This is a genomic window from Actinomycetospora sp. NBC_00405, assembly GCF_036044095.1.
In the GTDB taxonomy this organism is placed as follows: Bacteria; Actinomycetota; Actinomycetes; order Mycobacteriales; family Pseudonocardiaceae; genus Actinomycetospora; species Actinomycetospora callitridis.
In genome coordinates this window covers 1,431,207-1,454,201 of sequence record NZ_CP107938.1, presented here as the reverse complement: position 1 = coordinate 1,454,201, position 22,995 = coordinate 1,431,207, and the positions used below count along the sequence as shown (strand labels likewise).

Genomic DNA, 22,995 nt, shown 5'->3' with positions numbered 1-22,995 from the left:
CGACCACGGTCCACGAATTGTGCTCGATGCCGTGGCCTCTCGGCGTGCTCCCGTCATCACCTTGTACGGCAGGGCGCGGGAGGTCTGCCCGGAGGAGTACGCCGGCGTCCGCCGACGCCGACGGGAACCTGGTCGAACTGTTCCCGCCGGCGGGCGCGCAGGTCACACCGACGACCGGGACCGTGTGAGGGCGAGTCCATCGGGAGCGGCAGCGGAGTCACGCACGCGCGCGCAGGCCCCGCAGCCGCGCCACTCTTCTAGAGTCGGCGACGACGTGGCTGACCGGCCATCGATCGCGCAGTGACGCCGAAGGTGATGCCGTGAAGCCGTTCGTGATCAACCGCAGTGGTCGCCTCGTCTTCCCGGCCAACTTCTTCGGCGAGCTGGACTTCTCGGTCCTCGACACGCTCGAGCAGTTCACCGCCGTCATCGAGCGGGACTTCGAGGCGAAGGCCCCGACGGGGACCGACATCCTCCACCGGGTGGAGAGCGGCTCCTACCCGAGCCGCTTCGAGCTGCTGCGCGACCTCGGCCAGAACCTGTTCTGGGTCAACCGCTACTCGATGACGATGTTCGACAAGCGTCCGATGCGGTGGCGTGACGTGCCCCGGCACCGCGACGACATCTTCCTCCCGGTGCTGACCCCGTGGGAGGACCGCGACCGCAAGGTCGCGGCGGTCGAGCGCGCGTACCACGCGCTCCCGGCGCGCTGGGCCGCCGACACCGAGGACCGGGTCTTCGCCCTGCTGTTCGACGTGTTCCGGCACAAGCTGCACCACGCCACCGAGCTCCCGGCGATCAAGCCGACCGTCGCCGAGTTCCTGGCGCAACCCGATGCCTTGACCTTCGTCATGCCCGACCACGATCCCGATCACCACCTCTTCCCGGTGGACGAGATCCTCGACGCCGACGAGGAGGTGCCCGAGCTCGAGGCCCTCATGCGCTGGGCGATGGTGCTGCACAACCTCTATCCGTGGGACGGCTCCCGGACGACGCTGCGCCACCCCGCCGACATCGGCCCCGACGACTTCGTCGTCACGTTCCACCCGCGCAACCGCGACGTCATGGCGTTCATCGACCGGGTCAAGCAGGCCCGCGACACGGGCCCCGCCGTCGCGGGAACGGCGAGTGAGCCGGTCGAGACCGTGTCGCCCCGGACGCCGTACCCCCCGGTGCGGGTGCGCGAAGCCTTCGCGGTGCGCCCCGCGCTGGAGGCTCTCGCCGTGGTGCGCGGTGAGCACGTCTGCGACAACGACGACGTCATCCGCAACGCCAGCTTCTCGTGGTCGCCGATGAGCGCCGAGGAGATCGCCCGGAAGACCGGGATCCGCCGGCGGTGCTACACGGCGCGCGAGCCGAACCACCTCGCGTTGGACGCGGGGCGCGCGGCCCTCGCGAAGTCCGGCCGGTCGCCCGACGAGATCGGCGCGGTCCTGGTCAGCACCTGCACCAGCAACCGCCAGATCCCCTCCATCGCCTGCTGGGTCTCCGGTGAGCTGGGGCTGGCGCAGACCCACACGTCGATGGACATGGTCGCGGCCTGCGCCGGGCTGCCCTACGGGCTCGCCGAGGCGGTCCGGCAGATCCAGGAGGTCCGACGGCCCGTGCTCCTGGTGTGCGTCGAGAAGTTCTCCGACAAGATCGGGAGCGCCCGCACGTCGAGGATGATCTTCGGCGACGGGGCGGCGGCGATGGTCGTGGCCCCGGCCGCGGAGGGCGCTCCGGTCGACGTCGAGGTCCTGCAGACCTACGCGAGCGGGCCGGCGTCGGAGGTCAACTCGATCATCTGGCCGAATCCGGAGTTCGACAACGACATCACCGTCTACGGCCCCGAGGTCAAGTCGTTGGTGCAGCGCTACCTGGACCAGATGCTCGGCGAGCTCTCCGAGCAGACCGACCCCGACGACCCCGGCCGCAGCCTGCTGGAGAGCATCGAGCTCATCGTCCCGCACCAGGCCAACAAGACGATGATCCTCGACCTGGCGGCGAAGGCCGGGCTCTCGGCCGACCAGCTCTACTTCAACATCGAGTCGATGGGCAACGTGTCGGCCGCGAGCATCCCCATCGCCATCCACGATGCCGTGCGCGACGGCGCGATCGATCGCCCCTCGAGGATCTTCGCCCCCGGCTTCGGGGCCGGTGCGGTGGGTGGCTACGCGGTCCTCCGCATCGACCCCGCGATCGTGGCGGACGAGGTGGTGTCCGACTCCGGCGCGAGCGTCCCCCTGGGTCCGGCACGCCGGACATCGACCACGACCGACGACGTCCAGGTGGCCTTCGGCGAGTAGCGGCGGCCGCGGCGTCCGATCACGAGGGGTCGTGCCCGGAGCGTGCGACGGTCGGGCTCGTGCTCTCGGTGAGCCATTGCGCGACCGCCGTGAGCTTGAGGTTGGTGTCCTGGGAGGACTTGACCAACATCCGGAACGCGTCATCGTCGTCGACCCCGAAGCGCTCGGCGAGGATGCCCTTGGCTCGGCCGATGACGTCGCGGTTGTCGATCGCGCGCCGTAGGTGGTGCGCCTGGTGGGCGCCGTAGAGCAGCAGCCCCGCCTGGACACCGAACAGGCCGGCGAGGACGCGGGAGTGGTCGTCGAAGGCGTTCGGGGTGGTCGAGTAGAGGTTGAGGGCCGCGCGGAGGCTGCCGTCGGTGGCCAGGTGGGTCGAGAGCAGCGCCCGGTAGCCGGCCTCGACCGCGTGCGGCGCGAAGTTCGGCCAGCGTTCCGCGTCGTCGCCGGCGAGGTCCTGGGCGAGGATGATCCCGCTCTCGGGCGGGTCCTCGATCGCGCTGATGCAGGGGCCTTCACCCACCTCGCTCTGGGTGTGGTCGAGCTTGCCGATCAGATCGGTGGTGGGGTGGCGGGTCTCGATGCGGCCCTTGTCGGTCATGGACAGGCTGCCGGCGTCCGCGCCGGGGATCGTCTGGACGGCCGACGCGACGATCTGGCTCAGCGTCTCTTCGAGGTCGCGGATGCTCTGGCGCTCGGCCAGGTGGCGCGCCGCCGTCCGCAGGGCGACGACGATCTGGTCGGGTCCGGTGGTCATGATCATGCTCCTCGTCGACGAGGCACAGGTGGCGGCTGTCCGCGACGCATCAGGTGCATCGGTGGAGCAGGGCTGGAGCGCCGAGCGCTGCGATCTGCCCGCTCGAGTCGGGCGCGACGGTCGGGAACGCACGGGGACCGGGACCGAGACAGGCGGGTCAGCGGTGGCAGCCTCGTGTCCGGCTCACGGCCGTGAGGTCGACCGGAGAGCCACCGTACAACCGCTCACCGTGGTCGGCGGGGCGGCGCGACCCCGCCGCCGATGAGCTGGGGCGGATCGCCGGCCGGGAGCGTCAGCGCCCGGCCAGCGCGTCGTAGGCCAGGCCGGTGGCGCCGGCGTAGACCAGGTGGTGCCAGGCGTCGGTGGCGGCGGCCGAGGCCCCGTAGCGAGGGGTCGGCGAGCCGAGACCGAGTGCGGGCATCATCACCTGCTCGGCGCCCAGGACGCGGCGGCGAGGTGCAGCAGGGAGGCCAGGGGGGGGCCCGCGCAGCCCGGCCAGGTCGAGAGCGCCCCGCCCGAGCCCCCAGACGGTGCCGTAGCCCCAGTGCGCGAGGGTGTTCAGCCGTAACCGACCTCCTGAGCCGCCTGTGCGCGGAGGCCAACTGGTCCTACCTGCTGCCGCGTCGGGCCTCGGTGTACGACCGCTTCAAGCAGCGCCTGCGCACCCATCTCGAGCGCGCCGAGCCCGGCAGCCTCGCCGCGCTGATCGCCGAGACGCCCCGGGCCACGCGCACGGACCCCGTCGACCAGGTCCCGCAGTGGCTCTTCGCGTTCGACCCGGCGGGGATGGTGGCGATCCGGGCCCTGGCGCTGCTGGCGACCCACCCCGAGCCCGCCCGGGAGGTCCGCGAGGAGATCGACGGCGTCGACCTGTCGACCCCGCAGGAGCTGCGACGGACGCGGGCCGCGATGCTGGAGTCGGTACGGCTGTGGCCGACCACTCCTGCGGTCCTGCGTGACTCCACGACCGAGACGACCTGGCCCAGCGGGACCCTGCCCGCAGGCACCGGGTTCCTGATCTACGCGCCGTACTTCCACCGTGACGCCCGCACGCTGGACTACGCCGACCGGTTCGCCCCGGAGGTGTGGCTCGACGAGCGCGGCCACGGCGACTGGCCGCTGATCCCCTTCAGTGAGGGGCCCGGCGTGTGCCCCGGCCAGAACCTGGTGCTGCTGACCACCAGCACCTTCCTGGCCTGCCTCCTGCGATCCCACGAGTTCCGGTTGCTCGGTCCGGACCGACTGGACCCGGCCCGTCCGCTGCCGGCCACCCTGAGTCCCTTCGACGTCCGGTTCGCGGTCTCCGACCGGGGGCGGCCGTGATGACCGGCCGGGATCAGGCGCCCACGGTGGTGAGGGTGCCGGCGCTGCTCACGCTGGTCGCGGTCCTGGTGGGAGGGCCGCTCGACGGCATCGTCGGTGTGCTGATCGCCATCCCGGTGGCCGCCACCGTCCACCTCCTGATCCACGAGATCGTGTTCCCGCGGCTGGACACCGTCAGCGATCCGGCACGCTGATCGCGACGTCCTCGGGGCTGGTGACGGTGCGCCAGGGCAGGAGGTGGGGGCGCTTCGCCGCCCGACCGATCCCCGCGGGTCGCCTGCGCAGCCGTTCGCCGGCCCACGGCAGCAGGTGCTCGCGGGTGAAGGCCAGGTCGTCCCGCCGACGGGTGAGCCAGGGCCGTCCGTCCCGGTCCGGCCACGGTGCCCGCCAGTCGCCGTCCACCGGCAGACCGAGCACCGCTCCGCCGGGCTGTGAGCCAGATGTGTCGCGATCCGGCGTCACCGGGCGCGCAGTGCCGGGAGCACCTCGTTCCGGTATGCGGCGAAGAAGTCGTCGTGGTCGGGCCCGATCTGCTGGACGTACACCTCGTCGTAGCCGGCGTCGGCGTAGGAGGCCAGCTGCCCGACGTGGGCGTCGACGTCCGGGCCGCAGGAGAACGTGGCGGCGATCGCGTCCCGGTCGACGAGGCCGGTCGCGTCGGCGAAGTCCTGCGGGCGGGGCAGGGTCTGGGCGAGCTGGCCCGGCAGGGCGTCGTTGGGCCAGAGCCGGTGGGCGATGTCGATGCCCTCGTCGACGCTGCCGGCCCAGCAGACCTTGGTCCCGGCCTGCGCGGGCGCGGCGCCGCCGCCGGCGTCGCGGAACGTCTGCACCAGCGACGCGTCGGGGGAGACGCCGCAGTACCCGTCGCCGATCTGCCCGGCGAGCGTGGCGGCCTGCGGCCCGAAGCCCGAGACGTAGATGGGGACCGGCTGCTCGGGCACGGTGTACAAGCGGGCGTCCTCGACGCGGTAGTGCCGCCCGCGGTGGTTGACCACGCCCCCGCCGTGCAGGGCACGGATCACCTCGACGGCCTCGGTGAGCATCTCCAGGCGCTCGGCGACCGGCGGCCACCGGTCGCCGAGGACGTGCTCGTTGAGTGCTTCCCCGCTGCCCACCCCGAGCACGAAGCGTCCCTCGGTCTGCACCGCGGCGGTGGCCGCGGCCTGCGCCACGATCGCGGGGTGGACGCGGATCGTCGGGCAGGTCACCGCGGTCGAGATCGGCAGCGTGGTGACCTGCGACAGGGCCCCGACCACCGACCACACGAACGGGCTCTGCCCCTGCTCGTCGAGCCACGGATGGAAGTGGTCGGAGATCCACAGGCGCTCGAAGCCGGCGGCCTCGGCGCGCCGCGCCTGGTCCACGAGCTCGTGCGGGCCGTACTGCTCGCACGACAGGAAGTAGCCGTAGGACGTCACGGAAGGCCCCCAGGTCGGGTGGTCGGGTCGTGCGGCCCGTGAGGTCGAGCGCCGTCCCGGGGGGCCTACCCACCCGCACCCCCGGGACCCGCGCCGGTGCGCCGTCCGGATCAGCTCACCGGCCGCGCCCGGTGAGCGCGTCGCGGAGGCGGTCCACCAGACCGGCTCCCGGGGCGAGCGCGGCCAGCGCGCCGCCCTCCGACGGTGAGGCGGGGTGCGGACGGGTCGGCGCGGTCTTCTCCGTCGACAGGATGCGGTCGCCGATCTGCTCGCGGTCCTCCTTCGCGACCGCCGCGGCGAGACGCGGGAAGAGGTACTGCTCCTCCTCGCCCACGTGCTGGGCGATGAGGTTGGTGAGGATGCGGTAGGTCATCCAGAAGTCGGCGCTCCGGGCCGGGAGGGCCTCGAGGCGCTTCATCGTGCGTTCGGCGGCGTCGTGCTCGGCGATCTCGCGCTCGGCGAGCGCGTCGCCGTCGTCGAGGACCCGCCGCACGAGCGGGTAGAGGTGCACCTCCTCGGCCACGGAGTGCTGCACCAGCCGGGTCACCACACGCTGGGCGATGTCCTCGACCTCCGGGCCCGAGGCGCCGAAGCGGGCCTCGAGCTCGGCGAAGAGGGCCTCCACCTCGCGGTGCTCGGCGGCGAGGACGTCGATCAGGTCGGTCGACTGCCGGTGCTGGGACGCGGTGGTCATGGGACTCCCGTCGGTTCGTGGTGGGTCGTCGAGGCCGGCTGGGAGCTCAACCGTCGGGGGTGTACCCCACCGGCGCCGGCGGAGTGCGGTGCCGGCGCCGGTGGGCCAGGACGGCGAGCGGACGCACCGCCGGCGCCGCCACCGCGAGGACGAGCTGGAGCGCCGTCGGACCGCCGGCGGCGTGGACCGCCATCCCGACGCCGATGAGGACGAGCCCCCAGCGCCGCGCCGCCGCCGGCGAGCACCTCGGCGCTCGGGTCCGGCCACCGCCGCGATCGCGCGGGCTGGAGCACGTCTCCTCCTCGGGGTCGGCCGGTCAGACGCCGCGGGACGCCGACACGCCGTCACGGGTGCCGTCGGGCCGCTGACCGTTCGGACCGCCCGGGACCGTGGCGTACAGGTACGGGTCGGCCGAGGGCGGCGTGGGCTCCGCGGCCAGCGGCTCCGGGCTGTCGACGTAGCTGAACGAGCCGCGCCCGTCGGGTCGCTCCCCGGAGGCCCAGCGCCCCTGCGAGGAGTCGCTGCCGGCCGAGAGGTTCCACAGCTGGCCGGAGTACTCATCGAACTCCTCGTCGATGATCCCGGCCGGCACCGGGTCGTACTCGAGTCCCTCGTCCTTGAGCTCCTCGATCGCGGCGAGCCACTGGTTCTGGTGCATCGAGTCGCGGGCCAGGTTGAACTTGAGCATCTTCTTGACGCCGGGGTCGTCGGTCATGTTATAGACCCGGGCCGCCTGGATCTTGCTCTGGCCCTCGGCCGCGGCGTTGACCCGGAAGTCGGCGAGCAGGTTGCCGCTGGCGACGATCCACTTGCCGCTCCAGGGCGTCCCCGCCGAGTCGGCGAGCACGGGCCCGCCGCCGGAGACGATGGAGTGCTGCGGGTTCTGGCCGCCGACGATCGCGGCGAGCATCGGGTTGTCCTCGCAGGCCCGGGCGGTCTGCTCGGCGGGCGCGCCCTCGAGCAGCTTCGCGATCATGTTCGAGATCATCTCGACGTGGGCCAGCTCCTCGGTCCCGGTGTCGAGCAGCAGGTCCTTGTACTTGCCGGGGATGCGGCAGTTCCAGCCCTGCATCAGGTACTGCATCGCCACCGTGAGCTCGCCCCAGTGTCCCCCCAGGAGCTCCTGGAGCTTCATCGCGAGCACCGGGTCGGGGCGCTCGGGCGTGGACTCGAACTGCAGTCCCTTGTAGTGGAAGAACACGAGCACTCCTCGCGGACGGGACGCGCCGGCGGAGCCGCCGACGACACGACGGACCATGCCGAACGGCCGTCCGCGCGCCGTGGCGTCGCGCGTGCCCCGGGGCATCACGCGCCGCGTCACCGTGTCGTCACGCGCGCGTCCCCACTCCGGGTTGCCGGGGCGTCCCCGGGCCCCCAGGCTGGGGGCGAGGGGTTCAATCGCGAGCCGCACCGTGCACCGACGGGCGGAGGCTCGGATGGATCCGACGGAGCTGACCGTGCTCGGCCGCTTCTCGTGCCGAGTGGCAGGACGACCGCAGCTGCTCTCGCCGCGGGGGGAGCGCCTGCTCGCCTATCTCGCGCTGCACCGGGTGCCGCTGCGCCGTGATCAGCTCACCGGCGCCCTGTGGGGGGACTCGAGCGAGGCCCGGGCGTCGTCCAACCTCCGCTCCACGCTCTGGCGCCTGCCGCGACCCGACACGGGTCCGCTGGTGGAGGCCGAGGGCGGGCACATCGGGCTCGCCGACCACGTCGTCGTCGACCTCTGGCGGGTGGAGGCCGGGGACGCGGAGGGGCGCGAGCTCGACCTGCTCGCCGGCGACCTGCTCCCGGGCTGGGACGACCCGTGGGTGTTCTTCGAGCGCGAGCGCTACCGGCAGCTGCGCCTGCACGCCCTCGAGGACATGTGCGCCCGCCACCGCGACCAGTCGCGCTACGCCGACGCGCTGCGGCTGGGCCTGCTCGCGGTGCAGAGCGAGCCCCTGCGTGAGACCGCGCACCGACAGGTCATGCAGGTCCACCTCGCCGAGGGCAACGCCGGCGAGGCCCTGCGCCAGTACGACGGCTTCCGTCGCCTGCTCCAGGCCGAGCTCGGGCTGCCCCCGTCCTCGGCGATGCGCAGTCTCGTCGACGACGTCCGCCACAGCGGTCCCTGAGCGGCGGGGAGCGGTCGGACGGGCCAGCCCGTCATCAGGGATCCGCATCGGCTCGGTGCGGATCCGGACACCGCCTTCTCGTCCGACGCCGCGACCCGCCGTCGGGACCGCCTCACGGCGATGGAACCGGACGCCGTCCGTGCGACGACCCGTGGGCCGACCGGAAGCGTGACGGTGACGTCGCGAACTTCGCCACGAACGCCTGCCGCAGCGACTCGCCCGAGGCGAACCCGCACCGGCGCGCGACCGCGCTCGTCGGCTCGTCGGTCTCGACCAGCAGGTGCGACGCCGCCTCCAGGCGCGCGTCGCGCACGAACCGTGCCGGTGTCCGGCCCACGTGCTCGTTGAAGAGCCGGGCCAGGTGGCGCTCGCTGACACCGACGAGACCCGCCAGCCGCGTGGCGGCGAGGTCGTCCTCGAGGTGGGTGACCACGTGGTCGCACACCTGCCGCACGATCGCGTGCTCCGGGCGCGGCAGCGTGGTGAACATGCTCATCTGGGCCTGGTTGCCGGGCCTCTGGAGGTAGCTCACCATTCCGAGCGCCACCCGCCGGGCGAGCTCCGGTCCGTGGTCCTCCTCGATGAACGCCAGGGTGAGGTCGAGGGCGGCGGTCACCCCGCCCGACGTGGCCAGCGATCCGTCCCGCACGTAGATCGGCCCCGCGTCGACGCGGACGCGCGGGTACCGGGCCGCCAGCCGCTCCGCGTAGAACCAGTGCGTCGTGGCCCGTCGTCCGTCGAGCAGGCCCGCTGCGGCGAGCAGGGTCGCCCCGGTACACACCGAGGCGGTCCGGCGGGAGAGCCCTGCCAGGCGACGGACCTGGCCGACCAGCCGGTGGTCGCGAGCGGCGTTCTCGTGGCCCAGCCCCCCGGAGACGACCAGCGTGTCGATCGGGCCGTCGAGGGTGTCGAGGCGTTCTTGGGCCCGCAGCTCGAGCTGTGAGTCGGTGTGGATCGCCCGGCCGACCGACGTCGCCAGGGCGACCCGGTACGCGGGGTCGGCGCCTAGCCGGTTGGCGTGGTCGAAGCCGGTGGTCACGCACGCGACGTCGACCAGCTCGATCCCGTCGTACCCGACGACGACCACCCGCCGATCCGTCATGCGCCCACCGTAGAGCCGACGTCCCGTTGTCCGGACGACACGAATCCCAGGATTGCGGACCTCTCCGCCGCCGCGGCCTCGCCCGATCGGCCGGACCCACCGACGATCGCCGGCAAGGCGCACACGTGGCGTGCTCGGCAGGAGGGGTCGGAGGATGAGCGCTGGGACGGGGACGACGCCGGAGCCGGCCGGGGGTGGCCACCTTGAGCACGGGCGGGCGCGCCGGTCGGTGCGGGTGGCCGCCCTGGGGCTGGTGCTGCTGCTGGCGTTCGCCGTGGTCCCGGCGGCCGTGCTGGCCGTGGGCTCGGCCGGGTTCGACCGCAGCCGGTACGCGCCGCCTCCGCCGTCCGCGCCCGCCCCCGCGTCGACGATGGGCGCCGCACGGCCCCCGCACGACCCGGGGAAGCCGACGGCGGTGGTGGTCGTCGGCCACCACGGGGCGAACGTGGCCGATGCGCTGGTGCCGTTCGACATCCTGGCCACGACGGGGGCGTTCAACGTCTACACGGTGGCGCCGGAGCGTCGCCCGGTGCCGCTGCTCGGGGGGCTCGACCTCGTGCCCGACCTCGGCCTCGCCGAGCTCTCCGCGATGCTCGGTGGGGCGGCCCCGGACGTCACGGTCGTGCCCGAGATGCCGGACACCGACCCCGGCACCACTGCCGACGATGCTCCGGTGACGGCGTGGCTGCGGGACGTCGCGGGCGAGGGCCTGGTGCTGGGCGTGTGCACGGGCGCCCGCGTGGTCGCCGAGGCGGGCCTGGTCGACGGGCGCCCGGCCACCTCGCACTGGTACCGGCTCGCCGGGCTCGAGGAGGACCACCCGTCGGTGCGCTGGCAGCGCGGGCTGCGCTACGTCGACGACGGCGACGTCGTCACGACCGGGGGCCTGCTCTCGTCGGTGGACGGGACGCTGCGGGTCGTCGAGCGACTGGCGGGGCCCGCGACCGCCGCCGCGGCCGCTGCCGACGTCGGGTGGCAGCACTACTCGCCCGGGGTCCCGGCGACGCTGCCGGCGCACGCGGTGACGCCGACCGACGGCGCCGTGCACGTGCTGAACCTGGGCTTCCGGTCCGGGACGACGACCATGGGCGTCCTGCTCGCCAACGGCGTCGGGGAGCTCGAGCTGGCGTCGGCGTTCGACCCCTACGCCGAGGGCAAGGTCGCGCGCACCCTCTCGCTCGCGGCCGACCCACGGGGCGTCCGGTCGCGTCACGGCCTGACGTTCGTCCCGCGCGCGGGCCTGGACGCCGTCGGCGGCACCGACCGCCTCCTCGTGCCCGGTTCCGGCGGCGGCGCGGAGGTGACCGCGGCCCTCACGGCCGCGGGCTCCGTCGGCGTCCCCACCGCGCGCCTGCACCCCCGGCCCGGCTTCGCGTTCGACGGGGCTCTGCAGGACATGGCGCTCGCGACGGACGTGCCCACCGCGCGGTGGACGGCGGAGATCCTGGAGTACCCGGCCGCGGACCTCCGGGTCACCGGTCGGTCCTGGCCCTGGGGTCCCACGCTCGGCGCGCTCGCCCTGGGCCTCGCCGGTCTGGGCGTGGCCCTCGCCGCGATCGTCCTCGTCCACCGGCGCCGCGCCGCTCCGGCTCCGCCTCGCCGGTGAGGATCCTGCCGCCGGCCCGCCCCTCGAACGACGTGATGCCGAGGACGTCCTCGAGACGCATCGCCTCTTGGTTATCGCTTCATCCGTGAGCTGGTATTGGTCTGATGAGTCGGCGCGGCCTCATGGACCGGATCACAGCGACGTCGGAGGCCATCGACCCCGGGCGTCACCTCGATCCGGAGGCTTCCGATGACGTCGACAGGTGCGCCCGTGTTCGACCCGGCCTCGCCGTCGTTCCACGATGTCGTCGCCGGCAGGACCACCCGGCCCGAGCGCCCCCGGCTGACGGTGTTCAAGTCCGTGGGGATGGGCCTGTCGGACCTCGCGGTCGCCCGCCTGCTGCTCCCCGAGGGAGGGCGCTGACGGCGCTGGTGCGAACGACGCCGTCACCCGCGCGCACCGAGGAGCGTTGTGCCGTCAGGTGCCCCGCGACCCCAGGAGCGCGTCATGGTCCTCTCCGGCCTTGCCCTGAAAGTCCTCGGCTCTGCCCTGAAGTTCGTCGCGATGGCCGTGGCTCCGGTCGTCGGTGTCCTCGCGTGGGGGGCGATCGAAGACGGGAGGGACAAGAGGAAGACCAAGGAGGACGCAACGAGCAGGTAGGCGCTCGCTCAGGCCGTGTAGACGGTCTGGAGCCCGGCGTGGCGGCGCCCGTCGGCGAGGGCGACGAGGTGTTCGGGGGCCTCGAGGAGCGGGACGCGGTCGGTGACGAGGTGCTCGACGATGTCCGGGCCGCGGGCGGCGAGCAGGTCGAGCGTCACGGCGGAGAGCCGGTCGCGGTTCCACGTCCCGCGGAGCGCCCGTGGCACGCGCCCGATCTGCGCGCACCGCACGCCGAGGCCGTTGTGGTGGAACTCCTCGCCGAGCCGGACCGCGTCGGCACCGTCGGCGTAGAACGCCAGGTCGATCACCGTGGACTGCGGGCGCAGCAGCCGCAGCGCCAGCGCCAACGCCGCCGCCCGGCCGCGACACTGGAACACGACGTCGGCGCCGTGGTCGCCGGGCCCGTGGCGCCAGCCGCGCTTGAGGTCGGCGACGGTGCCCGGGTCGTCGGGGTCGCGGGCGACGAGGCCGAGCTTCTCGGCCACGGCGCGCCGGCCCGGGGTCGGGTCGAGGACGGTGACCGACGCGGCGCCCCGCTCGGCGGCGAACAGTCCGGTCAGGAGGCCCACCACACCGGCGCCCACGACGGCCACCGTACGGTCACGGACGCCGGCGTCGAGGTCCTCCGCGCCGTCCTCGGCCGCCGCGTGCAACACGCCGTTGGCGCAGATCGGACCCATGTGCGCGGCGTAGATACCGAGGATCGGGTCGAGGCCGTGGGGGAGCGGCACGATCCGCTCGCTCGCCGGGTCGGCGCGGTGGGCGGTGCGATGCCCGTAGGTCATCGCCACGAGATCACCGACCGTGCGCCCGGACGACCGGCCGGCGGCCACGACCTCGCCGACCTGCATGTAGCCGACCTTCCGCACGGGATAGCCGGCGCCGGGGCGGGTGTCGTCGAAGAGCCCCAGCTCCGCGTCCCAGGCGGACGACAGCATCGGGTTGGTGCCCTTGACCCAGCTGAGGTCGGTGCCCGCGGAGAGCCCGGAGAACCGTGTCCGCACGTCGACACCGCTGTCCGGCAGTGGTCCGGAGGGCTCGTCGGACACGAAGCGCACGTCGCCCGGGCCGTCGACGACGAGGACCTGGGCCGTCATCGGGCACCGTCCAGGGCGACCGGCCCGCCGGAGGCCACGGAGTCGGCCAACGCGCACGCGAGCCGGTGGGTGCGGAGGGCCTCGCCGTAGTCGACGACGATGCCGCCCCCGGACGGGGGACGCCCGAGGAGGTGGTCGACGAAGGCGCGGTCCGCGGCGGTGCGGGCGTCCGCGGGGTCGACCTCGACGGTCCGGATCCCCTCGCTGTCGCGCACGGTCAGCTGCTCCTCGCTGACGCTCAGCGCGAGGTCGTCGGCGTAGAGCTCGATGCCCGCGCGGTGCTTCCAGGCCAGGCGGCAGGTGGCGGCGAGCGTTCCGACGGCCCCACCGGCGAAGCGCAGCGTGCCGGCGGTGGCCGAGTCGACATCCGTGCCGGGGGAGGGCGGGGCGGCGTCGGCGACGGCGTGCACCGCGGTGACCTCGCCGGCCAGCAGCCGCGCGAGGTCGAGCACGTGCACGGCCTGCTCGACGACCTGGCCGCCCGAGGACCCGCGCTGCGCCCACCACGGCACCGGGGGCACCTTGTCCAGCCAGGTCGCGCTGACCAGCCGGATGGTCCGGCCCGCGACCAACTCGCGCGCGCGGGCCACCACGGCCGACGATCGCCAATGGTGACCCACCGACGTCGGCACCCCGGCCGTCACGACGGCGGCGTGCACCTGCTCCGCGGCCGCGACATCGAGCCCCAGGGGCTTCTCGACGAACAGGGCGACGCCGGCCACGGCGAGCCGTGTCTCCACTTCGCCGTGGGCGAACGGCGGCACGCAGACCCAGGCCGCGTCGACACCCCGCGCCAGCAGCGCGTCGAGGTCGTCCGCCGGTGTCGTGCCCACCGTCGCAGCCAGGTCCGCGGCGCGTCCGCCGTCCGGGTCGGTGACGCCGACCAGACCCACGTCCGGCATCGAGGCCAGTGCTTCGGCATGCCGGCGCGCGACACCGCCCGCCCCGACGATCCCCACCCTGACCTCGGTATCGATCACGAGGGCGCTGGTACCCGATCGTGCGAATCGGGCACCACGCGACATGCTCCACGAGGTCCGCAGCTGGCTCTCCCGTCGCACCAGCCGCACCGAGGACTGGGAACTCGAGCGCATGGTCGAGCAGAAGGCCGGCAGACGGGTCGGCCTCGTGCTCCCCGCCCGGGACGAGGCCGCCACGATCGGCCGGATCGTCGCCGTCATCCGCGAGGCCCTCGTCGACCGCACCGGTCTCGTGGACGAGGTCCTCGTCGTCGACTCCCGGTCGCAGGACGCCACCGCCGAGGTCGCGGCGGCCGCCGGCGCCACCGTGGTCGGGCAGGACTCGGTGATGTCGGGTCTCGCCCCCGCGCACGGCAAGGGCGAGGCGCTGTGGAAGGGCCTCGCCGCGAGCACCGGCGACCTCGTCGCCGCGATCGACGCCGATCTGCGTGACGTCGAGCCGGACTTCGTCACCGGACTGCTCGGCCCGCTGCTCGACGATCCCGGCGTCGCCTTCGTCAAGGGCTTCTACCACCGGCCGCTGATCGGTGACGGCACCGTCGACGTCGACGGCGGCGGCCGGGTGAGCGAGCTCGTCGCCCGCCCGCTCCTCAACCTCGCCTGGCCGCAGCTGGCCGGGTTCGTGCAGCCGCTCGCCGGCGAGTTCGCCGCGCGCCGCGAGCTGCTCGAGGCCATCCCGTTCGTCACCGGCTACGGCGTCGAGCTGGGCATGCTCGTCGACGTCCTCGACCGCGTGGGGCTCGACGCCATGGCCCAGGTCGACCTGGGCGTGCGGGTGCACCGACACCACGACCTGCAGACGCTCGGGCGGATGTCGGCCCAGATCCAGCTCGCCGCGTCCGCCCGGCTGGCCCGTCAGGGCACGCTGACGCACGTTCCCGAGATGACGACGCTCGTGCAGTTCCGACGTCCCTCGACGCCGGGACCGGCCGGCCTCGACCGCGAGGTGGTCGAGACCGACGTCGCCGTCGAGGAGCGGCCGCCGCTGCGCGAGGTCCTCGCCCACTACCGGCCGGTGGCCTGATGGCCGGGCGTCCCCTGACGGTCCTCGTCGACGCGGGCCCGTGGCTGCCGGTGCCGCCGGAGGGGTACGGGGGGATCGAGGCGGTGCTGGCCACCCTCATCCCGGAACTGAGGCGCCACGGGGTCCGGGTGGTGCTCGCGACCGTGGGGACCAGCCGCATCGACGTCGACGATCGGGTGACCACGTTCGACGAGCCCCGCTTCGCGGCGATCGCGGCGCCCTACAACCGGGTGATGGGCGTCGTCGCCGCCCACGTCGACCGCGTGCGGCAGGAGCTGCGGGGCCGCGACGACATCGACCTCGTGCACTCGCACCTCGAGGCCTGGGGCCTCGTCTCCTACGCCGACGCCGGCGCACCGGTCCTGCACACCCTGCATTGGGACCTCGCGAAGCACCCCGAGCTCTACGGCCGATTCGACGGCCAGGGGCGGGTGTTCGTCAACGGCGTGTCCGGCGCCCAGCTCGCGGGGGCGCCGCCCGCGCTGCGCCGCCACGCGCTCGGGCACGTGCACCTGGCCACCCCGCTCGCCGACGAGCCGGGCCCGCGGGTGGACCCGGCCGACCACCTCGTCGTCCTCGCGCGCCTCACCCCCGCCAAGGGCCAGGACGCGGCGGCCCGGCTCGCGCACCGGACGGGCCGGCGGGTCGTCCTCGCCGGTCCCGTCGGACCCCACCACAGCGCCGCCGCGCTCGAGGCCGCGCTGGCCACGGACCCGCAGGCGCGGGAGCACCCCGACGTCCGCTGGTTCCTCGACGAGGTGAGCCCGTTGATCGACGGCGACCGCGTCCGCTGGGCGGGTGCCCTGCGCGGCGCCGAGCGTGACCGGCTCGTCGCCGGCGCCACGGCCCAGCTCTGCCCCCTGCAGTGGGAGGAGCCCGGCGGCACCGGCGTCGTCGAGTCGCTCGCCCTGGGAACACCCGTCGTCGGGTACGCGCGCGGATGCCTGCCCGAGCTCCTCGACGAGGGCAGCACCGGTCTGCTCGTTCCGCGCGACGACGAGGACGCCCTCGCCGAACTGCTCGCCGCCCGCGCCGACCGGTCCCTCGACCGCGACGCCTGTCGGGCCGCGGCTCGGCGTCGCTTCACCCCCGCTGCGATGGCCCGCGGCTACCTCGAGCTCTACCGCGAGGTGCTGGCGCTGGCGACGGGCCCGGCCCGCTCGCCGCTCCTCACCCCGACCGGCTGACGTCGGCCACGTCCGTCGCTACGTCCGTGCGTGGGTCGGCGACCAGCGCTGAGCACGCGCGGGCGTCCGCTTCCTACGGCCCGGACGATCCGGCCCGTTCTGCGAGTGCGAGGAGCTCCTGGTGGAGTCGGTCGGGCTGTTCGAGGGGCAGGAAGTGCGTGCCGACGAGAGGCACGAACCGGGCCCGCGGGATCGTCGTGGTGACGGCGTGGATGTCGGCCGCCGCGACGGCGATGTCGAGGGTGCCGCCCACGAGGGTGACCGGGAAGGAGACGAAGCCGGTGTCGATGGGGGGATGGTTCCCGGCGGCCAGGAGCAGCTCGGAGTACCAGGTCCAGGGGTGTGTCGCGAACTGCCGGGCGACCTGCGCCGACGCTGCCAGGTCCGGCACGGGGGCGACGTGGTCGACCCCGAGCGCCCGCGCGACGTTCACCGTCGGGTACGCCAGCGCCGCGGCGGGCGGCCCCATCAGGCGCAGCAGCCACGCGGCGCTCCGAGCGAGCCCCTCGCGCACCGCCGCAGGCTGACCCGGTGGGCCGAACGCCCGGAACGACCCGCCGGGCAGCCCGCCGATCCCGAGGATCCCCGCCACCCGTCCGGGGTGGGCGCGGGCGAACTCGAAGGCGACGTCGACCCCGATGGACCACCCGAGCAGCACCGCGCGCTCGAAGCCCGCCTCGTCCATGGTCGCTTCGAGGTCGGCGGCGTGGTCCACGACGGAGATGCGGGCCGGGTCGTCGGGGCGCTCGGAGCCACCGAGGCCGCGGTGGCTCCAGGACACGGCGGAGAAGCCTCCGCCTTCTGCCAGTCGGGGCCACGCCGCCGGCGGCGCCCCCAGCCCGTTGCTGATCACGAGTGGGACGCCGTCGGCGCCGTTGGTCCACGTGCGTAGTCCGGTCCCGTCACGGCTGACCAGGCCTCCGGTCGACGCCGTGCCTCGTGCCGAGTGCGACGGGGATGTCACGTGGTGCCCTCCCGATGCCGTTGTTCTTGGGGACAGCGACGGAGGGGCGACGCTAACGACCGAACGGCCCGGACGAACCCACGCGCCCGACCGCCGCGAGCCTCGCACCCACAAGGCGGCCCGCCGCGTGCTCTCGCGGCGACGCCTCGGGGTCGGCGGTCTCGAAGCGACCGGGGCCTCTCCGAGCTCTAGGTCAGATCGGGAGTGTTGACCCGGTCGGGGTGGAACACGCGGTGGACCATGGGCTCGAAGAACTCCAGGGGCTCGGTGGGGTAATCGGGGTCGAAGGACTTCTGGTCGTAGTTCGCGCAGAAGTCGACGCAGGCCTGGTACCAGGGGTGGTCGGCGTAGCGGTCGCGGGCGTGGGGGTCGGCGCCGACGTGGTGGAACCAGTAGACGCCCTGGAACACCCCGTGGTGCTTCATGATCCAGTGGTTGCGTTCGGAGACGTAGGGGCGCACGACGGCGGCGGCGACCTCGGAGTGGTTGGCCGGGGCGAGCACGTCGCCGATGTCGTGGACCAGGGCGCAGACGACGGTCTCCTCGTCCTCGCCGGCGCGGTGGGCGCGGGTGGCGCTCTGGAGGCTGTGCTGCAGGCGGGTGACCTGGTAGCCGGTGTGGTCGTCCATGGCGCGCAGCCAGCCGAGGACACGCTCGGGGAACCGGGCGAGCTCGTCGTGCTCGTAGGTCTCGAGCAGCCGGTAGTCGGCGGCGGTGCCGTCGGCCATGGCGGTGAAGCTCACCGTGGGGCGTGTGGTGGTCACGCGTCCTCCTGCGGCTGGGCGGGCAGCGGCTGGTGCTCGCCGCGCAGGACGCGGCGGCGGGCCATGAGGTCGTCGAACTCCATGTAGACGTCCTGGAGGTGGCGGGCGCCGCTGGTGGGGTCGTAGGGCATCCGGCCGTGCAGGACGCGGTGGGAGTGCACGGTGAGCAGGTCGCCGTCGGCGGACTTGAAGGTGGCTCGGTAGCGGCCGGAGTCGATGATCTGTCCGAGGTGGCGGTAGGCGTCGTAGAACGCCTCGACCTGGTCGAAGGGCGCCGACAGGGGCTGGGCGAGCTGGTTGGAGAACCGGAACAGTCGGACCTCGCCGTCGGTGCCGAGCTGGACCATCGGGTTCTCGGCCCAGGTGTCCTCGTCGGCGCTGAACAGCTGGAAGGGCACCGGGACGCGGGTGAGGGTGTCGAAGTGCCGGGGGGCGTCGCGGCGCAGCTCGGTCAGCGCGGCCCAGCCGTCGACCAGGGTCGATTCGCCGCCGGCGGCCTGGTTGGTCAGGAAATGCAGGAGCTGGATGGACGGTGGCCAGTTGTAGCTGGGCATGTCGGTGTGGGGCTTGAGCTCGCCGGGGGTGTGGGCGACGTTGTAGCCGGCCGGGTCGTGGCGCACGTTGTGCACGCGCTCGAAGGCGACCTCGCGGACGTGGCCGAGGGTCCGGGCGAAGCGCTCGACCTCGTGGTGCTCGGACGGGACGCCGGTGACGACGGCGGCCCCGACCTCGCGGACGGCGTCGAGGTAGGCCAGCTGCCCCTCGGTGCTGCCCACGACCTCGGCGTGCGGGAAGCGCGGCGGCTCGCCCGCGGTCTCGGGCCACAGCGTCACGGTGCGCCGCCGGGCGGCCCGCGCGGTGGGGGAGTAGTCGTAGCGGCGCAGCCACGCCGGCGAGTAGCTCGCGGCCTGTCCGTCGTTCCACAGCACCTCAAGGCCCCGCTCGGGGTCGAAGGAGGCGGCGGTCGGGGCGATGTGCGGCGGGATCGAGGCGGTGAACAGCTTGCGCTCGCCGCTCTGGCGGACCCGGTCCTCGGCGGCCCAGCTGTTGTCGCGCAGCCACACGTAGTGGAACCGGCGGACCTGGCCGTCGAGCACCACGGACAAGCTCCGCTCGTCGAGCTCGAGGGTGCCGTCGGGCAGGGTCGTCTCGGGGCTGGCGCGGCCGAGGGTCTGGCTCACCGAGGATCTCCTGGAGGTGGGTGTCACGGGCCGTGGTCTCGTCCAGCGTGGCCGGGCGCCAGGACGAACTCAAACGACGGGAACAGCGCCTGAGACGTCGAAATGGTGTGGCTCGTCGAGTTGCGCGCCTAGGGTCGCGTGGTGCGTGACCCGCTGCCCCCGTTGCCCGGCGTGCAGGCGTTCGAGGCCGCGGCGCGGCTCGGGAGCTTCGCTGCAGCCGCGGCCGAGCTGCACCTGTCGCCGGCCGCGGTCAGCCAACGCATCCGGTCGCTGGAGACCCACCTCGGTGTCCCGCTGTTCGAGCGACTCGCGCGCAGCGTGGAGCTCACCGAGCTCGGCCGGGCCTACCTGCCCGCGGTCCGCGAGAGCCTCGACGACCTCGCCGCCGCCACCGGCGGCCTGTTCGCCCCCGCCCGCCGCGAGCAGCTGACGGTCCGGACCCAGGTGTCGTACGCGACGACCTGGCTCGCGCCGCACCTCCACCTCTTCCAGGCCGAGCACCCCGAGATCGACCTGCGTCTGGTGTGCGCGGTCTGGTCGGAGGCCCTCACACCGGGCGAGGTCGACCTCGACATCCACCAGGGTCGAGGTGCCTGGCCCGGCGTCCACGCACAGCTGCTGCACCACGACGACGCCGTCGTCGTCCACGGGCCCGGCCACGTCGAACGCTTTGGTCCGGTCGGCGACGCCACCGACCTCGCCGACCGACCCCGCATCCAGGTCCTCGGCTTCGACGACGTCTGGCAACGCCTCCTACCGTCCGCCCCGACGAGCGGACCCGCGGAGCAGGCAACCACCGTCGACACCACCATCGCCGCACTCGAGCTCGTCACCGCAGGCGACGCCACCGCGGCGGTCCCCGAACGCTTCGCCCGCACCGCCGTCCGCGCCGGACGGGTCAGCCTCGCCCTCGCACGGTCCTTCCCCATGCGCCAGGCCCACTACCTGCTGCGGCCCCTCGACGACCCCACACCGACCGCGCAAGCCCGGGCCTTCCTCCTCTGGCTCACCCGACTCGACGACCACCTACCCGCGCTGCCCCGCCTCACCGACGGCGACATCGGCTGATCGAGTGCTGCGTGCGGCGTCTCCACGGCGCCGTCGTCCACCGTTCCCGTCGGTCGGTAGCGGCCGGCCACCGCCCGCTCCGAGTAGGCCTCGTCGTCGTCGTCCGGGGCGAGGTCGAAGAGGTTCAAGGCGTGGATCGCACGCGAACGCTGCTCGTTCTCATTGACCTCATGGGACTCCGGCCGCAGGACCGTGTGCCGACCGCTCGCCGGAGCGCCGCCGAGGAGGTCTTGACCACGGGCCGGCCCGGAGTACCGTCCGCCTCGGTGTGCCGGGAAGCCTGGTCGGCGTTTCTGTCGGAGATCCCGGACGGAGCGCACCATGAGCACCCTCACCGTCGGCCGGACCGTCGTCGATCTGGTCGAGGTGGACCCGACGCGACCCGACCTGGTCGGCGGCAAGGCCGCGGGGTTGGCGGCGCTCGTCCGTGCCGGCGAGCGCGTGCCGTCCGGGTTCTGCGTCACGGCTCCGGCTCAGGAGGGGGCAGGGGAAGCCGTCGGAGAGGCGGTGCGCCGGGAGATCGTGGAGGCCTACCGGCGTCTCGGTGCGGGGCCGGTCGCGGTGCGGTCGAGCGCCACCGCTGAGGACCTGCCGCACGCCAGCTTCGCCGGCCAGCACGAGACCGTCCTCGACGTGCGGGGCGCGGACGCGCTGATCGACGCCGTGGAGCGGTGCTGGGCGTCGTTGTCCAGCGATCGCGCCCTCGCCTACCGCGAGGCGACGCCGGTCGGCGGGCCGGTGGCGATGGGCGTCGTGGTGCAGCGCATGGTCGAGCCGTCCGCGGCCGGCGTGCTGTTCACCGCCAACCCGATCACCGGGTGCCGCACGGAGATGGTCGTCGACGCCGTGCCCGGGCTTGGCGACGCCGTCGTCGACGGCAGCGTGACCGCGGACCACTACGTCCTGCCGGAGGGGCGGTCGGTCGAGGGCTCGGGCGGGTGCCTGGACGCGCCCCGGCTCGCGGAACTGCGGGCCGCCGGCGAGCGGCTGCAGCGCCTCACCGGCGCACCCCAGGACGTCGAGTGGGCCTTCGACCGCGACGGCCTGCTCTGGCTGCTCCAGAGCAGGGCGATCACCACGTTGTTCCCGCTGCCCCGGAATCCCCGACCCGGCGACCGCGTCTACCTCGAGGCCGGGCACATGCAGGGCATGCTGCGGCCGTTCACGCCGATGGGCATGTCCGCGATGCGGGTCGCGACGGCGCAGTACCTGGAGAGCGTCGGCGTCCCGAGCGACCCCTTCGGCCACCCCCTGATCGTCGACGTGGCCGGGCGCATGTACCTCGACATGACGGGCGTGGTGCGCTACGGCCGCGCCCGGACCAGGCTCCCCGCCGCCATGTCGATCTACGGGCCACGCGTGACCGCGGCCCTCGAGCGCGTGCTCGAGGACTCCCGTTTCGCGCCGGTACGGGGCCGGCCCTTCCGGTGGCGCTCGGTGGCCCCGGTCGCCGCCCGGGTGGCGCCGGGCCTGCTCGTCGGGTTGGTCGGGGCCCTCGCGGGGCCGGGTCGCGCCCGAGCCCGGGCGATGCGCGCGGCCGCGCTGGTCCGGCACGACAGCCGGCCGCCGGAGGGCCTCACCGACGCCGCCGACCGCGTGCGGTTCGCCATGGCGGTCCAGGGCGCCTTCCTGCGCGCCGGGATGGGCGACATGCTCGGGCCCATCTACGCGATGATCGTCTGCCGATCAGCGGCGCTCGCCCTGCTCGCGGGGGTGGCCACCGAGAGCGAGGTCGACGAGACCCTGCGGGGGATGCCGCACAACGTCACCACCGAGATGGACCTGGCCCTGTGGCGGCTGTCCACGGACGCGCGCGCACACCGAGAGCTGCTCCTCGCGACCCCGCCCGCCGAGCTCGCCACCCGCTACCGCGCCGGGGCGCTGCCCGACCTCGGGCTCGAGGAGTTCCTGGCCCGGTACGGGCACCGCAGCGCCGCGGAGATCGACGTCGGCGTGCCGCGCTGGAGCGAGGACCCGACGCCCGTGTTCGCCGCGATCGCGAACTACCTGCGCCTCACCGATCCCGCCCAGGCACCGGATCGGCGCTTCGCCGCCGCATCCCGCGAGGCGGAGGCGAAGATCGACGAGCTGGTGGGCCGGGCCCGCCGCACCCGCCCGGCGCGAGCCGTCGGTGCCGCCTTCTTCCTCCGCCGCTCCCGTGCTCTCGCCGGGCTGCGCGAGCTGCCCAAGTTCGCGTGGCTCCACGCCTTCGCCGAGATGCGCCGCCAGCTCCTCGCGGTGGGGGAGGAGCTCCACGCACGCGAGCTGCTGGACCGGGCCGACGACATCGTGTTCCTCGATCTCCGCGAGGCCCTCGACGCCGTCGCCGGCGCCGACCTGCGGGCGCTCGTCGCCGACCGACGCAGCGAGTACGCGCGGGAGACCGCACGGCGCAGCGTCCCCGGGCTCCTGCTCTCCGACGGCACCGTCCCCGAGGCACTCGCCCCGGTCGGCCCGGCCGCGGACGGGAGCCTCGTCGGGGCCGCCGCCGCACCGGGTGTCGCCACCGGACGGGCGCGCGTCGTGCTCGACCCCACCGATGCCCACGTCGAGCCGGGGGAGATTCTCGTCGCGCCGACCACGGACCCCGGCTGGACGCCCCTGTTCATGACGATCGGCGGGCTCGTCACCGAGACCGGGTCACCCATGGCCCACGGCCCGACGGTGGCCCGGGAGTACGGCATCCCCGCCGTCATCTGTGTCCGCGACGCGACCCAGCTGATCAGGACAGGGCAGGTCGTCAGCATCGACGGCGCCGCGGGCACCGTCGTCGTCGAGGAGCACGACTGACGCCGGCGGCGCGTCACGCGGTCTCGGCTCGGCCGCCCACG

General features: G+C 74.0%; 24 protein-coding genes. 11 read left to right on the top strand and 13 right to left on the bottom strand.

The features are described from left to right. The first annotated feature begins 320 nt into the window (after positions 1 to 320). Entirely contained in the window at positions 321 to 2,288 is a 1,968-nt protein-coding gene (locus tag OG774_RS07115) for a 3-oxoacyl-[acyl-carrier-protein] synthase III C-terminal domain-containing protein (RefSeq protein ID WP_328308010.1), read from the top strand. 19 nt (positions 2,289 to 2,307) lie between these two features. Here the strand turns inward: OG774_RS07115 and OG774_RS07110 are convergent, their stop codons facing one another. Both OG774_RS07110 and OG774_RS07105 read right to left on the bottom strand, forming a co-directional pair. Then, entirely contained in the window at positions 2,308 to 3,042 is a 735-nt protein-coding gene (locus OG774_RS07110; RefSeq protein WP_328308008.1) for a GAF and ANTAR domain-containing protein, read from the bottom strand. 292 nt (positions 3,043 to 3,334) lie between these two features. Further along, positions 3,335 to 3,463, bottom strand: coding sequence for a hypothetical protein (locus tag OG774_RS07105; RefSeq protein WP_328308006.1), 129 nt, complete (start codon positions 3,461 to 3,463; stop codon positions 3,335 to 3,337). Between the two features lie 212 nt (positions 3,464 to 3,675). On the opposite strand from OG774_RS07105, the gene OG774_RS07100 reads away from it, so the two are divergent. Both OG774_RS07100 and OG774_RS07095 read left to right on the top strand, forming a co-directional pair. Beyond that, entirely contained in the window at positions 3,676 to 4,365 is a 690-nt protein-coding gene (locus OG774_RS07100; RefSeq protein WP_328308004.1) for a cytochrome P450, read from the top strand. 35 nt (positions 4,366 to 4,400) lie between these two features. Then, positions 4,401 to 4,559: a hypothetical protein gene (locus tag OG774_RS07095; protein ID WP_328308002.1), complete on the top strand. Its 159-nt coding sequence runs from the start codon at positions 4,401 to 4,403 to the stop codon at positions 4,557 to 4,559. Here the strand turns inward: OG774_RS07095 and OG774_RS07090 are convergent. From OG774_RS07090 to OG774_RS07070, 5 genes are all read right to left on the bottom strand, one after another. Then, positions 4,540 to 4,782 carry a hypothetical protein gene (locus OG774_RS07090; protein WP_328308000.1) on the bottom strand — a complete coding sequence of 81 codons (243 nt, stop codon included), beginning with the start codon at positions 4,780 to 4,782 and terminating at the stop codon, positions 4,540 to 4,542. The genes OG774_RS07095 and OG774_RS07090 overlap by 20 nt on opposite strands. Before the next feature lie 41 nt (positions 4,783 to 4,823). After that, on the bottom strand, positions 4,824 to 5,783 hold the full coding sequence (locus OG774_RS07085) for a TIGR03557 family F420-dependent LLM class oxidoreductase (protein WP_328307998.1): 960 nt from the start codon (positions 5,781 to 5,783) through the stop codon (positions 4,824 to 4,826). Positions 5,784 to 5,898: 115 nt separating this feature from the next. After that, on the bottom strand, positions 5,899 to 6,477 hold the full coding sequence (locus OG774_RS07080; protein WP_328307996.1) for a hemerythrin domain-containing protein: 579 nt from the start codon (positions 6,475 to 6,477) through the stop codon (positions 5,899 to 5,901). A 46-nt stretch (positions 6,478 to 6,523) separates the two neighbouring features. Then, the gene (locus OG774_RS07075) at positions 6,524 to 6,670 is read right to left on the bottom strand and encodes a hypothetical protein (protein WP_328307994.1); all 147 of its coding nucleotides are present in this window, start codon (positions 6,668 to 6,670) and stop codon (positions 6,524 to 6,526) included. Between the two features lie 123 nt (positions 6,671 to 6,793). After that, positions 6,794 to 7,678, bottom strand: coding sequence for a manganese catalase family protein (locus OG774_RS07070; RefSeq protein ID WP_328310836.1), 885 nt, complete (start codon positions 7,676 to 7,678; stop codon positions 6,794 to 6,796). A gap of 235 nt (positions 7,679 to 7,913) precedes the next feature. Between OG774_RS07070 and OG774_RS07065 the strand changes: the two genes are divergently transcribed. Further along, entirely contained in the window at positions 7,914 to 8,591 is a 678-nt protein-coding gene (locus OG774_RS07065) for an AfsR/SARP family transcriptional regulator (protein ID WP_328307992.1), read from the top strand. Between the two features lie 112 nt (positions 8,592 to 8,703). Here OG774_RS07065 and OG774_RS07060 read toward each other — a convergent pair whose 3' ends face one another. Next, positions 8,704 to 9,693 carry a GlxA family transcriptional regulator gene (locus tag OG774_RS07060; RefSeq protein WP_328307990.1) on the bottom strand — a complete coding sequence of 330 codons (990 nt, stop codon included), beginning with the start codon at positions 9,691 to 9,693 and terminating at the stop codon, positions 8,704 to 8,706. A 154-nt stretch (positions 9,694 to 9,847) separates the two neighbouring features. Between OG774_RS07060 and OG774_RS07055 the strand changes: the two genes are divergently transcribed. The 3 genes from OG774_RS07055 to OG774_RS07045 all read left to right on the top strand — a co-directional run bounded on the left by OG774_RS07055 (position 9,848) and on the right by OG774_RS07045 (position 11,899). Next, positions 9,848 to 11,299, top strand: a complete 1,452-nt coding sequence (locus tag OG774_RS07055) for a DJ-1/PfpI family protein (RefSeq protein WP_328307988.1) — start codon at positions 9,848 to 9,850, stop codon at positions 11,297 to 11,299. Between the two features lie 189 nt (positions 11,300 to 11,488). Then, positions 11,489 to 11,662, top strand: coding sequence for a hypothetical protein (locus OG774_RS07050; RefSeq protein WP_328307985.1), 174 nt, complete (start codon positions 11,489 to 11,491; stop codon positions 11,660 to 11,662). A gap of 84 nt (positions 11,663 to 11,746) precedes the next feature. After that, complete coding sequence (locus tag OG774_RS07045; protein ID WP_328307983.1) at positions 11,747 to 11,899, top strand: hypothetical protein; 153 nt, start codon at positions 11,747 to 11,749, stop codon at positions 11,897 to 11,899. An 8-nt stretch (positions 11,900 to 11,907) separates the two neighbouring features. Here the strand turns inward: OG774_RS07045 and OG774_RS07040 are convergent, their stop codons facing one another. Next, positions 11,908 to 12,996 carry a zinc-dependent alcohol dehydrogenase gene (locus OG774_RS07040; RefSeq protein ID WP_328307981.1) on the bottom strand — a complete coding sequence of 363 codons (1,089 nt, stop codon included), beginning with the start codon at positions 12,994 to 12,996 and terminating at the stop codon, positions 11,908 to 11,910. Further along, positions 12,993 to 13,976 (bottom strand): Gfo/Idh/MocA family protein, encoded by a 984-nt coding sequence (locus tag OG774_RS07035; protein ID WP_328307979.1) that lies wholly within the window; start codon positions 13,974 to 13,976, stop codon positions 12,993 to 12,995. Before OG774_RS07035 ends, OG774_RS07040 begins: the two co-directional genes overlap by 4 nt. Positions 13,977 to 14,019: 43 nt before the next feature. Between OG774_RS07035 and OG774_RS07030 the strand changes: the two genes are divergently transcribed. After that, positions 14,020 to 15,000, top strand: coding sequence for a glucosyl-3-phosphoglycerate synthase (locus OG774_RS07030; protein ID WP_328307977.1), 981 nt, complete (start codon positions 14,020 to 14,022; stop codon positions 14,998 to 15,000). After that, on the top strand, positions 15,000 to 16,187 hold the full coding sequence (locus OG774_RS07025) for a glycosyltransferase (protein WP_328307975.1): 1,188 nt from the start codon (positions 15,000 to 15,002) through the stop codon (positions 16,185 to 16,187). Before OG774_RS07030 ends, OG774_RS07025 begins: the two co-directional genes overlap by 1 nt. 73 nt (positions 16,188 to 16,260) lie before the next feature. On the opposite strand, the gene OG774_RS07020 is transcribed toward OG774_RS07025, so the two are convergent. The 3 genes from OG774_RS07020 to OG774_RS07010 form a co-directional block, all read right to left on the bottom strand. Continuing rightward, entirely contained in the window at positions 16,261 to 17,040 is a 780-nt protein-coding gene (locus tag OG774_RS07020; protein ID WP_328307973.1) for an alpha/beta fold hydrolase, read from the bottom strand. Between the two features lie 299 nt (positions 17,041 to 17,339). Further along, a complete protein-coding gene (locus OG774_RS07015; RefSeq protein WP_328307971.1) occupies positions 17,340 to 17,915 on the bottom strand; it encodes an HD domain-containing protein in 576 nt (191 codons plus the stop codon). Then, positions 17,912 to 19,096, bottom strand: a complete 1,185-nt coding sequence (locus OG774_RS07010) for a TauD/TfdA family dioxygenase (protein WP_328307969.1) — start codon at positions 19,094 to 19,096, stop codon at positions 17,912 to 17,914. The genes OG774_RS07015 and OG774_RS07010 overlap by 4 nt, the downstream gene beginning before the upstream one ends. 141 nt (positions 19,097 to 19,237) lie before the next feature. Between OG774_RS07010 and OG774_RS07005 the strand changes: the two genes are divergently transcribed. Together OG774_RS07005 and OG774_RS07000 are read left to right on the top strand one after the other, a co-directional pair. Beyond that, positions 19,238 to 20,164, top strand: a complete 927-nt coding sequence (locus tag OG774_RS07005; protein ID WP_328307967.1) for a LysR substrate-binding domain-containing protein — start codon at positions 19,238 to 19,240, stop codon at positions 20,162 to 20,164. Between the two features lie 321 nt (positions 20,165 to 20,485). Beyond that, on the top strand, positions 20,486 to 22,954 hold the full coding sequence (locus OG774_RS07000; RefSeq protein WP_328307965.1) for a PEP/pyruvate-binding domain-containing protein: 2,469 nt from the start codon (positions 20,486 to 20,488) through the stop codon (positions 22,952 to 22,954). Positions 22,955 to 22,995 lie beyond the last annotated feature (41 nt).

Excerpts from the sequence above, each read along its gene's own strand:
- OG774_RS07110 (WP_328308008.1), bottom strand. The coding sequence starts at position 3,042 with ATGACCACCGGACCCGACCAGATCGTCGTCGCCCTGCGGACGGCGGCG.
- OG774_RS07105 (WP_328308006.1), bottom strand. The coding sequence starts at position 3,463 with ATGCCCGCACTCGGTCTCGGCTCGCCGACCCCTCGCTACGGGGCCTCG.
- OG774_RS07080 (WP_328307996.1), bottom strand. The coding sequence starts at position 6,477 with ATGACCACCGCGTCCCAGCACCGGCAGTCGACCGACCTGATCGACGTC.
- OG774_RS07075 (WP_328307994.1), bottom strand. The coding sequence starts at position 6,670 with ATGGCGGTCCACGCCGCCGGCGGTCCGACGGCGCTCCAGCTCGTCCTC.
- OG774_RS07065 (WP_328307992.1), top strand. The coding sequence starts at position 7,914 with ATGGATCCGACGGAGCTGACCGTGCTCGGCCGCTTCTCGTGCCGAGTG.
- OG774_RS07060 (WP_328307990.1), bottom strand. The coding sequence starts at position 9,693 with ATGACGGATCGGCGGGTGGTCGTCGTCGGGTACGACGGGATCGAGCTG.
- OG774_RS07055 (WP_328307988.1), top strand. The coding sequence starts at position 9,848 with ATGAGCGCTGGGACGGGGACGACGCCGGAGCCGGCCGGGGGTGGCCAC.
- OG774_RS07050 (WP_328307985.1), top strand. The coding sequence starts at position 11,489 with ATGACGTCGACAGGTGCGCCCGTGTTCGACCCGGCCTCGCCGTCGTTC.
- OG774_RS07045 (WP_328307983.1), top strand. The coding sequence starts at position 11,747 with ATGGTCCTCTCCGGCCTTGCCCTGAAAGTCCTCGGCTCTGCCCTGAAG.
- OG774_RS07040 (WP_328307981.1), bottom strand. The coding sequence starts at position 12,996 with ATGACGGCCCAGGTCCTCGTCGTCGACGGCCCGGGCGACGTGCGCTTC.
- OG774_RS07030 (WP_328307977.1), top strand. The coding sequence starts at position 14,020 with ATGCTCCACGAGGTCCGCAGCTGGCTCTCCCGTCGCACCAGCCGCACC.
- OG774_RS07025 (WP_328307975.1), top strand. The coding sequence starts at position 15,000 with ATGGCCGGGCGTCCCCTGACGGTCCTCGTCGACGCGGGCCCGTGGCTG.
- OG774_RS07000 (WP_328307965.1), top strand. The coding sequence starts at position 20,486 with ATGAGCACCCTCACCGTCGGCCGGACCGTCGTCGATCTGGTCGAGGTG.